Below are 14,426 nucleotides of genomic sequence, written 5' to 3'. Positions count from 1 at the left end.
GAAAAAATCTTTAGCATTAAATATAATAGTATAAGGGTTCTAAATTAATTCGTTTTTGATGGATGGAAAGAATATATGTCCACTGAAGTCTCGTCCCGATAAATCATCAGTAAGCCGTTACCAGCTATGATTTTGCGGACATTTCCAGAGAGGTTTAATCCTGTTTGGGATTTGTTAGCATAGGTGAAGTTGCCTTTACCATCGCCAAGCAAAACCACTCCTTGACTAGCATCATATTTACCAAAGTACAACTTTCCATAACTGGTATTTCCTCCTAGCACCATATCCAGATTTCCATCATTGTTTACATCAAGAGCTGAGCTTGCGTATACAGGAGAAAACTGAGCTTGAAGTGGAAGGGGTTTTACCTCGTATTTTCCTTCAGGATTTTTGACAAAATAACTCGTCTCCAGGCGGTTGATGAAAATTGAGTTGGTTCCCTGGCGTTCCTGTGCGGTGAATAGTTCGTTCATTTTTACGTTGGCGAAGGACTTAAAGTCCAAATATCTCTTTTTCAGGAAGAGAACCTGACCCAAGATTTCATCCCTGCTGGCTGCCGGGTATTTCTCACTTTGTACGTAATATCCCAAGAAAGCATCAACGGATCCATTAGAATCAAAATCCTTATATAAAATTTCAGCCGGCTCCGAGCTGCTAGCTTTGATTTGAGAGTTTGTGCCAAGATTGCCAGCCAGAATTTCCACCGTTCCATCACCATCCCAATCTGACAGTGTGAGGTTATTCCAAAAGCCAAACTCATGTTTTTCGAAGAAATTCAAAGTTGTTTCCTTCCATTGTTCGTCTTGGAAAGAGAAAACCTGAATTGGCATCGCTTCTCCCATTACGATCAGTTCGGGCTTTCCATCCTGATCCAAATCAGCTAAATCAGAATCGGTCAACATTCCCAAATTGACAATAGTTGGTGCCAACTCCTTGGTCTGGTCTGAGAATTTTCCTTTACCATCATTAATCCAAATCCTAGCGCCAAGTGAAGTTGGAAATTGTCCTGGATTGATCCTGGCTCCTACAAACAAATCGGGATTTCCATCAAAGTTAAAATCCCCAACTTGCACAGTTCCGGTTGGAAATGCTTCTGTCGGAAGGGCATCAGCAGCTCTGGTAAAATTCCCTTTCCCATCATTTATATAGAGTCTGTCCTGTAGGGCTGCATCTCCAACATTGAAATCAAACACACCTCCACTAGCTACATACAAATCCAAATTTCCATCCGTGTTGGCATCAAAAGCAAGAGCATCAGAATCTTCTGAAATTGAAGTCGCGGCAAACTCATTTGCATTAACTTTTGTGAAAGATCCAGATGAACTTTGCATAAATAAGGAAGCGCTTGCATTTGATCCTGCTCCTACAAACAAATCCTCTCTCCCGTCTCCGTCAAAATCTGCAAAGACCATGGCCTTGCCATTTCCAGAAACAGGATTGATAAGCAGAGGCTGTCTTTTGTAATCATTAAATGCTCTGCCTTTTCCCAGTTCCAGTTTTGTTTTTTCCGTCAGGAAATAGGAAGCAGTCTTTGAGCTTGTCTTAGACCCTGGTAATGCGTTTCCCTGACTTAATTCCAAGGTTTGATTAGCAGCAATTTTATATTCTTTGGTGATCTTTCCGTCAGGCCAGTTGACTTTAAGGGAGTCTATCTCAGTTATATTTCCAACACCAAAATGAAGTGTGCTAGAGACAGAAGATTGATATCCCCTATAGGGATTTTGATCCAAAACCTGCACAGCCGATCCAGTGTAAACTTCAACTCTTGCCCCAAGAGCCGAAGAATTTTTATCTCCGCCAGCTAATTTCAAATTTAAATAATTACCTCTATCCTGCTGAAAGGTTTGATTTTCATAGATAGATGCAGGGGTGTTGATGTTGTTGATTATTAAGTCTAGATCACCGTCATTGTCCAGATCGCTGTATGCGGCTCCACTGCTATTTGCTATATGATTAATTCCCCAAGCTTTTGTTTGGTTTTGAAAAGTTAGATCTCCTTTGTTCTGAAAAATGTAATTCGTCAGATTAGAGGAAGGCATGTTCTTTACCATATTCAACAAATCTTCCCGTTTGAGTTTTCCTCCCGAGGTACGAACGTAATTGTCCATGTATTTCAAAAAATCCTGATTGTTGTAATCTCTCAAATAGCCATTAGTGATGAAAAGATCTTTCCATCCGTCATTATCAAAATCAGCAAAAAGAGAAGCCCAACTCCAGTCAGTATTGGAAACTCCGGCGAGCTGGCCAATTTCCTGGAAAGTGCCATCACCCGAATTTACATGTAGCATATTACGCATGTATTGATGGTGAAAACCTTTGCTTACGTTCAGTTCAAACAATTCAAAATTATCAGGTGCAAGTAAAAGCTTCTGCCTTTCGTTTCCTTCCGGAAGCATGTCCAAGGTAAAGATATCTGGCATGCCATCGTTGTTATAATCCGCTATATCATTTCCCATTGAAAAATGGGAAGTGTGACCAAGTCGCGTCTGAATTTCATCTTTGAAGGTTCCGTTTTTCTGATTGATGTAGAGGTAATCTGGCATAGAATAATCATTGCCAATGTACAAATCCGGCCAGCCATCCTGATTGATGTCAGCAATGCCAATTCCTAATCCATAGGATAGGCTAGAACTGGAGATTCCAGCTTGCTGTGTTACCTCCACAAACTTACCGTTTCTATTTTCGAACAGCTGTGAACCAGCCTCGTGTTTTTCTTTCAACAATACTTTTGTAAGATTCACATCCTGATTCTGGATGGATTGAGTATTGTGATTAAGGATAAATAAATCCAGATCTCCGTCCAGATCATAATCGAAAAAGCTTCCTGATGTACTTGGTGAATTTGAATCGATGCCATATTCTCCCGCCATTTCTTTAAAAAAGGGAACTCCATTTTCGTCATTTCCCTGATTTACAAAAAGCTGATTTGTACGCTTCTCAGTTGGTAGATTTCCTGAATAGCATTGATATATATCTAATTTATTGTCGCCGTTTATATCGACAAATACTACCCCGGTTTTCCATGGGCCTGATCTTCCCGTAGCTCCGGAGGCTTGAGCTGTTTCTTTGAATTTTAGCCCACCTTGATTAAGGTAAAGCTGATTGCCACTTACGTTGGCTGAAAAATAAATATCATCTAATCCATCCCCATTTAGATCACCTACGGCTACTCCACCACCATTGTAGAGGTATTCATACATGAGGACATTTAAGTTGAGGGTCTCTTCTATTTTATTGGAAAAAGTAATTCCTGTTTGTTCAGGAGCCAACAAATTGAATAAAGCAGGAGTATTTTGTTCGGTTAGGGTCTCAGTATCTGGGGACTTACCTGGCTCTGCACAGGAAACAGCAAGTAGACTGAAGGCCAAAACTGAAACATAATTTCGTTTTGTCATAATCTAAAATAATCTAAGCCACCCCAAAAGGAATGGCTTAGATCAAAAATTAAGAATGAGTCTGATTAATCTAAACCAGGGTTTTGGATTAAAGCTTCATTTCTATTCATCTCATTACGATTGATAGGAGTGTAGTACATTTTATCCAACCAAGTTCTATTTTCCTTTCCAGGATCTATTGGTTGAACTTTGTATACATAATTATAAATCTCCGGATCGTAACGGTAAGTAGAAAGAGTTTTACCTGGCTTCAAAGTACCTGTAATGTTTATGATGTTCGCCTTACGAGACAAAGTCTCATCAGCAATCATCCAACGACGGGTATCATGATATCTCTGCTCTTCATAAGCCATTTCTATTCGTCTTTCGTTTCGATAACGCTCAACTAATGCGTCCCCAGTGTCAGTTATTGCAGGCTGACCTACTCTAAATCTTATTTGATTCAAATAGTTGCGAGCCACATCTTCCTGACCTAGTTCTAGAGATGCCTCTACATAGTTTAAAACAGCTTCAGTGTATCTTAAAAGAGGCCATGGAACTTCTTGCCATGTGTTTTGATCAACTATAGCAGGATTTGGATCTATGAATTTTCTTACATAATAACCGGTATAGCTACCATTCCAATCTTCGATGGAACTGTTTCTAGTATCCAATCCGAAGTGAGTTACTTTAGCGCCAGATGCGTCTGTCACTTCATAAGTACCCGTTTGGATCTGTCCCAAAGGATCTTTTGCTTGATTAGCAGTGGATCTTGGTTTCCATTGAGCTCCATCATATAAGATGGACGCATAGAACCTTGCATCTCTGTTTTCATATGGAGCAGAAGCATGTGCTGGATTTGACCAGTTAAACTCAGTGCCATCCATCATTTCATAATCATCCACTAGTAACTGTACCGGACTGTTTCCTGCCCAGTTGTTATATCCGTTTGGACCATTATATAATCCTTGACGTCCACCATCTTCCTGGTTGGCATTGATAAAGTATCTACCCATTATAATTTCATTCTCACCACCATTTCTAGCCATAGAATTATTAATGTAGTTTTGGATACCTTCCTCATGCGCTACTGGAGAAGAAAGACCATATAAATTACCAGATCCCTTTGAGACCACTTCCAGAGCAGCAGCTTGAGCTTTTTGCCATCTTTCTGTTTGATTTCCTCCTGTATAAGCAAGTAAGGAGATATCCTCAAAGCCTGCTAAGGTAGAAGAATTGGCAGTTGCAGTTGGTCCGTCATGTAGATCACTGGCAGCATAAAGCAGAACTCTTGATTTCAGCGCTAGAGCGGCCAATTCGCTAGTACGACCTTTAGCCATGTTTTTGCCTGCTAATAAAGATGCTGCATCATCCAAATCTGCAATGATGAAATTGATAGTTTCTTCGTAAGTAGATCTACCAATTGCATAAGATTCTTCTCCAAGTTCATAAGGACGATCTACTAATGGAACACCACCATAGTATCTGGCCAATTGCTGGTAATAGTAAGCTCTCATGAATTTTGCTTCTCCAAGAAGTCTATCTACTATTCCTCCATCATTTGCGAACTGTGGTTCTGAAAGTTCTGCAATAGCAATGTTCGCTCTTCGAATATAGCTATACATAGTACCCCACTCGTATGTTCCACTTACCCATCCGATATCTGCTGCATTTGATCTTGCTTCAGTGATCGTAGTTATACCACGTCCAGGGTGAGTGAAAATCGCCTCATCTGTCAGTGAAGCTAGCATTTGTTCCCTAAAGCCACCCATATCTAAACCTTGGTAGATACCAGTAACGAAAGCTTCGGCCAAGGCAGGATCTGTCCATACGGCAGATTCTGATATTTCACCAAGTGGCTCCGTATTTAGGAAATCATTGTCACAACCTGCAATTGTAAAGCAGGCTGAAATCATTATAATAAAGTGTTTTAAATTTCTTTTCATTATTTCGGGTTATTTAGAATGAAACAGAAAGACCTGTGTTGATTACCCTAGCTTGAGGATAATACTGACCTAGTGAATTATCAGATTCTGGATCATATACTTTGTTTTTGCTCCAAGTGATCAAGTTTAATCCATTTACGTAGAATCTAGCATTTTTAACACCAATTTTCTCAGTAAGATGCGCTGGAATATTGTAGCCGAGCTCCAGGTTCTTCAATCTCAAGTAATCAGTACTTCTAAACCAATAAGTATTTCCATTGGACCAATACTGGTCAGATCTATTAGCGATTCTTGGATCTGTGCTACTTGGATTATCAATAGTCCATCTATCATCATAGATATCTGATAAGTAGTTTCCAATATTTCCAGATTCACCTGCGCTGATATATTGTCTAGCTCCTGCTGCACCTTGAAGTAAAATTGTTAGATCAAAGCCTTTCCAATTTGCTCCCAAGTTAATACCACCTTGGAAAGTAGGAATATTGTTTTGATCCATTCTTACTCTATCGTCAGGGGTGATCTTACCATCTCCATCGTAATCCTTATACCTCATATCACCAGGACGTAAATTATTAGTTATAGCGGTATAATCTAATGTCTCTGCGTCGATAGATTGTTGATCTGGGAATACACCATCGTACTGATAAACCAATCCTGTATTCATAGGTCTTCCGGTAGACATTTGCCACTCAGGGGCTCCTGGAGCTTCATCCCAGAACAAAATGCTGTTTTTTGCATAACCACCATTTACGCTAGCAGTATACTGAAACTCACCTTTGCTACCTCTAACACCAAGGTTCAAGTCAAATCCTTTGTTTTCCACCTCGCCGATGTTTTCAGCTGGAAGAGATAGACCGGTAGTCTGAGGTACGGAAGCATTTCTTTGCCAAAGGATATTAGTACGTTTGTTGTAGAACAAATCAAACTCGAAGAATATCTTTCCTTGAAGGAATTGACCCTCAAATCCTAGGTTAGAGTTATTTGCAACCTCCCAAGTAATTGCTCTATTAGGAATTCTTGTTTCATACAAGGTTTTGGTTTGAGCTCCACCAATGATGTAAGAGCTGAATCCGTAGGTGGATAGAAATTGATATTCTCCAATATCGTCATTACCTAGCTGACCCCAAGAACCTCTAATTTTGAAGAAGTCAAAAGATTTACCCAAAGAGTTTTTCCAGAAGCTTTCTTCAGAAACAACCCAACCTAGCATTAATCCAGGGAAGAAACCAAATCTAGTGTCTTCAGGGAAGATGTAAGATCCATCATTTCTCCATAGAAACTCAGCAAGATATTTTTCCTTGTAGTTATAAGCTACTTTACCGAAGTAACTTAATCTAGCTCTGTTAAAAGCTCCACCACCGTTATCTTTCTGAAGGTCACCGCCAGCAAACAACTGGTCGATCGCTGTAGATATAAAGAACCTTCTATATGCACCAAAGTTACTTCCTTTGATAGTTTCCCGGTTTACCCCAGCCACTACATTTATTGAATGAACATCATTGAAGGTTTTCTCATAGTTCAATACACCTCCCAAAAGGATGTTCAATTGATCGTTATATGACTCAGATAAATTAGGTTCTGCAGGACCTCTTAAGTTAGGAACCAATAATGGGGTCACTCCATCTGCCTCGAAACCATTTCCTCTTTCATAAAGAGTCCATGGAATTTGCCAATTCTTATTTCTTTGTAACAATTTATCAATTGCCGCAGTACCTGTGAATTTCAAACCTTCTACACCTGGAATCTTAATTTCTAAGTTTCCTGTAGTCTGGATATAGTCTCTAGTATCTGTGCTATAGCCAGACTTATTGGTAGTGATCACGACAGGATTCTCTCCGTTTTCGATATCTGGACCAGGAAGACCATTTGGCCAGTAGGCTGGCTGATTTGGCTTTCCTCTCATTTGCATACGGAAGATTGAACTGGCTGGTCTAGTAGGGAAAGAACGAGCTTCCTCTCTAGCCAAAATCCCCAAGCCAACTTTGATATACTTGTTGACATTTGCATCCACATTGATACGTAAGTCATACTGCTTATAGCCTGTAGCAGAATTCTTATAGTATCCATCTTGGTTTTGATAACCTAAGGAAGTCAAATACTTCACATTCTCATTTCCCCCTACTAACTGTAGATTGTACATGCTCTGTGGAGACCAGTTTTTAAGGGTCTCATCATACCAGTCAGTATTAGGATAATTCCACGGATCAGAACCATTTCTATACAATTCTATTTCAGATGGTGAATAAGGAGCGGTTCTGACTTGACCATCAGGTCTAGTATATTGCCCATTCTGCTTATACGCTTCATTTGCAGCAGCCCACTCCTCTGTAGGAAGTTCGTAAATATTCAACTCATTAAGTGCATTTGCATATTCAGCTGCATTTGACAATTGAGGAAGCACAGCTGGCTGGGCCCATCCCTGATTCACTTGGAAAGTCAACTCAGGTGCTCCTGTTGCTCCTCTTTTAGTAGTTACAAGAATTACACCGTTAGCAGCTCTTGATCCATAGATAGCAGCTGATGCATCTTTCAATACAGAGATACTTTCGATGTCATTTGGATTTAGACGTTCCAAACCACCTGCTCTAGCAGGAATACCATCGATTACAACCAACGCACTGTTGTTACCAAGTGTGTTTGAACCACGAATTCGGATGCTAGATCCATCGTAACCAGGCTCACCACCTCTGTTGACCGCTACTACACCAGCCATACGGCCAGCAATAGAGTTTGAGAGGTTCAACGCCGGTGATTTGGTTAGTTCCTTACCTTTTACTGAAGCCACAGCTCCCGTAATGGTCTCCTTTTTCTGTTCACCATAACCTACTACAATCACTTCTTCAAGAGATTTAGTATCGGGAAGTAGAGTGAGATCGAAAACAGTTTTATCACCTACAGGAACTTCCATCTGGGTGAATCCAATAAACGAAATCACTAATACATCACTTGGCCCAGAAACGTTTAGTAAAAACTTCCCGTCGACATCAGTAACGGTACCATTTGTTGTGCCTTTAACTAGGACAGAGGCACCAGGCAGAGGTAGATTGTCCTCTCCTGAAATAATCACACCAGACACCTCCTTGGTCTGTGCGAACGTGGAGCTAATCAATCCAAGACATAATAATGCAGTCATGGCGAATAGCCTAAAATGAGTAAAGTTTCTCATTGGCATAGGGTTTATTATTTGTTTAATAAAAATTAACAATCTAATGTCCCGCTATGTTTTTTTAAAAGCAAACTGTTTTTTGCAGAAAAGTGACTGAATTATGACGGATAATTGGCATAACTATCCCTATAAGTGATCATAATAGGATTATAAGATGAAATTATGGATAATTTTAATAATCCAAGAAGAGTGTAGGTATAAAAATTTCATCAAAATAGCCTCTCCTGATCATTTCAATCGATTGCTATAATCTATTAACTACGGCTTTCTTTGGAATCTTCAAAGACCACATTCCTCTCAAATCTCCGACAGAAAATCCTTTAGCCTTATCATCAGTGTAAATAGAATCTATCTTACTTAAAACACCTTTCTCAATATCATTTGTCTCACTTCCATGACATGCCAAACAAAATTCTGAAGAAATTAAAATTGCTTTAGTATAAAGTAATACGTCCCCTCCTTCTATCTTTTGAATGTTTGACGCATTTTCTACGCTGTTTTCAGCATTATATTGATATGCCTCCAAGATCGGGACCTCTTCATCATTTGGCGAATTAGTGGAATTTCTGGCACGCAAAGAAGTTCTCCTAATTGAGACTCCGTATCTGTCGCTTAACTCCTTTATAATAGGAATTGCATCGTCACTGCAAAAGCCAACTGCTCCAACGACTCCCCTTTCCTCAATAGCCTTATGAAGACTTTCCATAAGTTGCCTTTGTGCTTCCATACTTATAGAGTCCCCCCAGATCATTGCTTCCTGGATGATTTGTGAATCTGAAAGCTTTTTTGCTTCCATAGATCTATTAACCTCTTCAAATACGCTTTTTGATACCCGTTCTCGAGGCCCGCAGGAAAACAACAGAAAGAATGATAAAAGAATGGAAAGTGAGTATTTCATAAGTTCGGATGTTTTAATATGATAAAATTACAAATCATACCTTGTAATTACCTGATATGCGAATATTCTATCTGTGTAGTGAGGAGAAGTATTTCATCTCTCTTTGAGAAGACCTGAAATAACTTATTTTTGTTTAATTCAAATACAAGCATGCAAAAAACCTTAGGTCTACTTTTTTTCTGGATGTTTTTAAGTACTGAGCTATTTTCCCAAACCTGGATGAGAATGCAAAGTTGGGGATTGGACCTTGAATCAATTACTTGGGTAGATGAAAATGTCGGCTTCAGCGTGGGTGAAAATCTTATAATCCGGACATCGGATGGAGGAACAACTTGGGAGGAACTTTCCGTAAGTTTTGAGGGGAAGTTGCTCGATGTTGTGTTTTGGGACATAAATAAAGGTGTCGCGGTAGGGGAAAATGGATTAATTCTATTGACGCAAAATTCAGGCGATAGCTGGGTTCAAAAAGTATCTGGTACTAGCCAGGCATTGCGTAGTGTGGAAATTTCTTCTGAAAGCAGAATTCTTGCTACCTCAGCTGGCGGAGAAATACTACTCTCTAAGGACAGCGGTGAGAGTTGGAGCAAACTTTCTTCTGGAACAAATCAAAATTTAAATGAGCTCAGTTTTATTAATCCGGATACCGCATTTATAGTAGGTAGTCAAGGGTTGATATTAAGGACTTACGATGGGGGCAATCAATGGAAATCTTTGAATTCCGGGCAATCAGCAAATCTTAATGGAATAGATTTTTCCACTTCCCTTATAGGTTATGCGGTAGGCGATGAAGGCATTATACTTAAAACAATAGATGGAGGTGAGTCTTGGACTTCCCAGGTTATTCCAGCGAAAACAAACCTTCGAAAAGTTATTATAAGTCCTTCGGACATTCGTATCGTCACAATAGTAGGTGACGCGGCCACTGCATTACGTTCTACTAATTCAGGAGTAACATTTGGAAAAGCAAATCTAGGAGCCACCAACACCAGAAATCTAAAATCTTTAGCATACCAGCCGTCAAGTAACCTTTTATTTGCAACTGGTCAGGATGGCTACATCATCTCCTCCGCCAATTCTGGAAGTTCTTACACACAAAGATTAGCTGGTATCCGCAACGATTTTACCGGGGCTGATTTCAAAACAGACAAAGTTGGGCACATTACGGGCCAACAGGGGGCTGTATATTTCACCAATAATGGAGCTACATCTATTATAGTAAGACCTCTTCCTGCAGCTGTGGACATAGTCGGGTTGGATTATTGGAATAATTCTTTCGGATATGTAGGTTCCTCAGAAGGGAAAATGTTTCGTACTTCCAACAGTGGATCTAGCTGGGTACCCGTGTCTGCTCAGACCTCCGAGACCATTACAGGATTTTATCTTTTCGCTCCATCAGTGCTCTACGTCACAGGGACAAATGGCTACATAGCAAGATCGTTTGACTCGGGAGGTACTTGGGACGCCGCTGGGATTCAAACAAACACCACAGAAAACCTAAGGGACATTACCTACTTTGACTATCAGGTAGGTTTTGCTATAGGAGATAAAGGACAGATCAGTTGGACCAATGGAGGGAATGTCTGGGAGAATCTGCCCAAATTAACTTCAGAAGATTTAAACGCGCTTTCTAAGCTGGATTCTAGCACAGCTATTATAGTGGGTGATGCAGGGGTTATTCTTAAGTCTGAGGACATGGCAAGGACATGGCGAAAGATTAACGTACCATTTGTTGAGAATTTTACTTCGGTAGATTTCTGGGATAAAAATCTGGGGTTTATTTCGGGAGATAATGGGCTGGTCATACAGACCAAAAATGGTGGAGAATCCTGGGTACAAATTCCCAGCGGAACGAGCCGAAATCTTACCGGCATCAGCGCAGGAAATCCAACTGTAGCTTTTGCTGTGGGTGATGATGGGACTATCCTGAGGTATGAATGTATTCCTCCCACCGCCCTGAGTGAGATAGCCGGAGAGAATCAACTTTGTCTCACGGTTGGTCGCTATTCTATTTCTGATGCGGGACGCCCTGGCGCACAATTGGTCTGGAGAGCCGATGGAGGAGAAATAATATCCGGACAAGGCACAAATGAAATAGAGGTTTTGTGGAATACTCCGGGAAGGAATGGGGTATTTGTAAGTATGGAGAATTTTTGCGGAAATGGAAAAACCTCCTCTCTTGAGGTAATAATTACTTCCATTCCTTCAGATATTGATCAAATCGATGGAAATGGATCTGTATGTGTGGAACGAACAGAAGCCTATTCCATTCCAAACCAACAAGGAATAACTTATAGCTGGGAAGTCGTCGGTGGGGAAATAGTAGATGGTCAAGGTACATCCGCTGTTCAGATAGTATGGAAGACTTCAGGGAATCAGGAAATCAGCGTAGTTAAAGAAAATGCCTGTGGCAAATCAAGCCCTATTATTAAGCCAATTAATGTAAATAGCCCACCTGATCAGCCAGAGGAAATATTAGGAGAAACACAAACAGGACTTTGGGAAACGGTTTATCAGATACCAGTTAATCCAGGAGTAAATTATATCTGGAATATTACAAATGAAGGAGGTCGCATAATAGATGGTCAAGGGACTGAAAAGGTAACTGTGCTGTGGGAAAAGGAAGGAGACTTTCAGCTAAGTGTAACTCCTGAAAATCAGTGCGATGAGGGAGAACCCAGAACCCTTGATATAAATGTCAATGTGATCACAGCAATTCCGGAAAAGGAAGATTTAAATATCCGGATTTTTCCAAATCCTTCATCCGGAATTCTACATCTAGAATTAGGAGGGTCAAATTACCAAAGCGTGCAGTTAATTAATGCCTTAGGACAAATTATTAATTCTCTGGATCTGTCAAATGGTAAGAAGGAAATTACGTTTGAAAATTTACCTAAGGGAATCATCTTAATTCGCCTGAATACTGGCTCAAACGTAATAGTAAGGAAGGGAATTGTAAAATAGGTCGGTGAGAGCTTAATATTACTGTTCCCCGCGAATATTTACATATTGAAAAATATCACCCACTGTCGTGTTTTTCACAAAAGCCTTTTTCAAGATTGCTTCAGGGAAATAACCCGCCTTTTCCAAGACACTCATAGACTGCCCGTTGAAATCATAGACTTGAGCAAATATGCGCTCGATATCAAATTTCTCAAAAATATACTTAGTATAAAGTTTCACTGCTTCAGTGGCAATTCCCTTTCCCCAAAAAGGCTCGCCTATCCAAAAACCAAGTTCCATATTGGTGCGGAGTTCATCTTTCCCTCTTTCCGATCCTATGGATCCAGCAAGTCTTCCCTCAAACTCAACTGCAAAGTTTTGTGGTGGGTTGAATTTTTGGTTATGTTCTATCCAATATCTTGCATCATGAATAGTGTAAGGCTGCGGATAGCTGTCCTTTAAATTCATTGCAATTTTGGGATTATTGGCCAAAGGATAGAGCTGATGAAAATGAGCCTCATTCCAGGTCACTAATCTAATTTCTCTTTCTCCGGTAATAATCATAAAGGTCTGTTGGGTTAATTCTTCAAGATAATAGGACAATCGCAGAATCAATAAAATTCTACTGGATTTTATGCAAAAGATCAGCCTATTCTTCTAAGCCACTGGTATTCATTCTGTCCAGATTCTCAGCAAAACGTAAAGCGGATATAAAATCCTCAATATGCCCATCCATTACCTCGGGGAGATTGTACACAGTTTTATTGATTCTATGGTCTGTCACCCGTGATTGTGGATAATTATAGGTTCGGATTTTGTCCGACCTATCCCCAGATCCCACCATGGATTTACGTTGTGCGCCTACCGCATCATTATGCTTGGCAAGCTCAATTTCATAAAGCCTGGATCTTAATACTTTCAGCGCTTTCTCAAAGTTCTTGATCTGTGACTTTTCATCCTGACAGGTTACTATTAGACCCGAAGGTTCGTGAGTTAAACGAACCGCAGAGTATGTGGTATTTACTGATTGTCCACCTGGACCAGAAGAGCAATAAGTGTCCTTACGGACATCATTCATATCGATGTTTACTTCCACTTCATCCATCTCAGGCAATACTGCTACTGAAGCTGCGGAGGTGTGAACTCTTCCCTGGGATTCTGTGGCTGGCACTCGTTGTACGCGGTGCACCCCAGACTCATATTTCATTCTGCCATAGACGTCATCTCCTCCAGAAATAGTGGCGATGATTTCCTTATATCCTCCGGCTGAGCCAAAAGTCAAATCCAAGACTGTAAGTTTCAAATTTTGCATTTCGCAGAAGCGCTCATACATACGGAATAAGTCTCCGGCAAAAATAGAGGCTTCATCTCCCCCGGCTCCGCCCCTGATTTCAAGGATACAATCCTTGGCATCATTGGGATCCTGCGGTATGAGAAGTTGCTTTAATTCATCTTCCAGCTCTTCTTTTCTAGGTCTGAGCTCTTCCAGTTCAGCCTTAGCCATTTCTCTGAAGTCAGCATCTTTTTCCTTGTCAAGAATCTCTTTTGAACTTGTAATGTTTTGCAAAACCAAACTGTACTCATCATAGACTGTCACAATTTTTTCCAAGTCCTTGTACTCCTTGGTGAGCTTGGCATATTTGCTCATATCTGCCATGGACTCCGGCAAAATGATCAGTTGACCTACTTCCTCGAAACGCTCTTTAATTGATTGTAATTTGTCCAGCATAGTTTTTTAATCGCTGTGCAAAAGTAGGGAAATTTATCCGGAGGCAGAATATCCAACCTGACTAATAAATTTGACTATAAGTAGCGTTTCTAAAGCAAAGATCGTCTCAGAATTATGAAACAGTCATCACTATTACTCATTTGCTTAATTTCCTTGGCTACTGTGGCATGTGAAAAAGAAGAGCCATATAATAATAGCTGCATTGACAAGAGCAAGATAAGAGAAGGAGCTTGTTCTTTAGAATATGCTCCAGTATGCGGCTGTGACGGAAAGACATACGGAAATGCCTGCAGTGCAGATATGGCAGGAGTGAGATCTTGGACTGATGGCGCATGTAATTAAGAAGGCCGTCCGATTAGACCGCCTTCCAAAT

Annotated in this window: 8 protein-coding genes; 2 read left to right on the top strand and 6 right to left on the bottom strand. The window is 40.4% G+C overall.

The window, feature by feature from the left end; genetic code table 11:
* Positions 1 to 44: 44 nt before the first annotated feature.
* From AACZ73_RS02645 to AACZ73_RS02630, 4 genes are all read right to left on the bottom strand, one after another.
* Positions 45 to 3,395 carry a VCBS repeat-containing protein gene (locus tag AACZ73_RS02645; protein ID WP_339875146.1) on the bottom strand — a complete coding sequence of 1,117 codons (3,351 nt, stop codon included), beginning with the start codon at positions 3,393 to 3,395 and terminating at the stop codon, positions 45 to 47.
* Between the two features lie 65 nt (positions 3,396 to 3,460).
* The gene (locus AACZ73_RS02640; protein WP_339875144.1) at positions 3,461 to 5,320 is read right to left on the bottom strand and encodes a RagB/SusD family nutrient uptake outer membrane protein; all 1,860 of its coding nucleotides are present in this window, start codon (positions 5,318 to 5,320) and stop codon (positions 3,461 to 3,463) included.
* A gap of 13 nt (positions 5,321 to 5,333) precedes the next feature.
* A complete protein-coding gene (locus AACZ73_RS02635; RefSeq protein ID WP_339876331.1) occupies positions 5,334 to 8,453 on the bottom strand; it encodes a TonB-dependent receptor in 3,120 nt (1,039 codons plus the stop codon).
* Positions 8,454 to 8,730: 277 nt separating this feature from the next.
* Entirely contained in the window at positions 8,731 to 9,384 is a 654-nt protein-coding gene (locus tag AACZ73_RS02630) for a DUF3365 domain-containing protein (protein ID WP_339875142.1), read from the bottom strand.
* A 150-nt stretch (positions 9,385 to 9,534) separates the two neighbouring features.
* On the opposite strand from AACZ73_RS02630, the gene AACZ73_RS02625 reads away from it, so the two are divergent.
* Positions 9,535 to 12,345 (top strand): YCF48-related protein, encoded by a 2,811-nt coding sequence (locus AACZ73_RS02625; RefSeq protein ID WP_339875141.1) that lies wholly within the window; start codon positions 9,535 to 9,537, stop codon positions 12,343 to 12,345.
* A gap of 18 nt (positions 12,346 to 12,363) precedes the next feature.
* Here the strand turns inward: AACZ73_RS02625 and AACZ73_RS02620 are convergent, their stop codons facing one another.
* Together AACZ73_RS02620 and prfA are read right to left on the bottom strand one after the other, a co-directional pair.
* The gene (locus AACZ73_RS02620) at positions 12,364 to 12,888 is read right to left on the bottom strand and encodes a GNAT family N-acetyltransferase (RefSeq protein ID WP_339875139.1); all 525 of its coding nucleotides are present in this window, start codon (positions 12,886 to 12,888) and stop codon (positions 12,364 to 12,366) included.
* Between the two features lie 85 nt (positions 12,889 to 12,973).
* Positions 12,974 to 14,053: a peptide chain release factor 1 gene (gene prfA, locus AACZ73_RS02615; protein ID WP_339875138.1), complete on the bottom strand. Its 1,080-nt coding sequence runs from the start codon at positions 14,051 to 14,053 to the stop codon at positions 12,974 to 12,976.
* 114 nt (positions 14,054 to 14,167) lie between these two features.
* Here prfA and AACZ73_RS02610 point away from each other — a divergent pair, with 114 nt between their 5' ends.
* Positions 14,168 to 14,395, top strand: a complete 228-nt coding sequence (locus tag AACZ73_RS02610; RefSeq protein WP_339875137.1) for a Kazal-type serine protease inhibitor domain-containing protein — start codon at positions 14,168 to 14,170, stop codon at positions 14,393 to 14,395.
* Positions 14,396 to 14,426 lie beyond the last annotated feature (31 nt).

It is taken from the genome of uncultured Algoriphagus sp., from assembly GCF_963974835.1.
Taxonomy (GTDB): domain Bacteria; phylum Bacteroidota; class Bacteroidia; order Cytophagales; family Cyclobacteriaceae; genus Algoriphagus.
Note: the sequence above shows the minus strand (reverse complement) of the source record. Positions and strands in the feature narration are given on the sequence as shown.

Coding starts and splice junctions, on each gene's coding strand:
- AACZ73_RS02645 (WP_339875146.1), bottom strand. CDS start 3,395: ATGACAAAACGAAATTATGTTTCAGTTTTGGCCTTCAGTCTACTTGCT.
- AACZ73_RS02640 (WP_339875144.1), bottom strand. CDS start 5,320: ATGAAAAGAAATTTAAAACACTTTATTATAATGATTTCAGCCTGCTTT.
- AACZ73_RS02635 (WP_339876331.1), bottom strand. CDS start 8,453: ATGACTGCATTATTATGTCTTGGATTGATTAGCTCCACGTTCGCACAG.
- AACZ73_RS02630 (WP_339875142.1), bottom strand. CDS start 9,384: ATGAAATACTCACTTTCCATTCTTTTATCATTCTTTCTGTTGTTTTCC.
- AACZ73_RS02625 (WP_339875141.1), top strand. CDS start 9,535: ATGCAAAAAACCTTAGGTCTACTTTTTTTCTGGATGTTTTTAAGTACT.
- AACZ73_RS02620 (WP_339875139.1), bottom strand. CDS start 12,888: ATGATTATTACCGGAGAAAGAGAAATTAGATTAGTGACCTGGAATGAG.
- prfA (WP_339875138.1), bottom strand. CDS start 14,053: ATGCTGGACAAATTACAATCAATTAAAGAGCGTTTCGAGGAAGTAGGT.
- AACZ73_RS02610 (WP_339875137.1), top strand. CDS start 14,168: ATGAAACAGTCATCACTATTACTCATTTGCTTAATTTCCTTGGCTACT.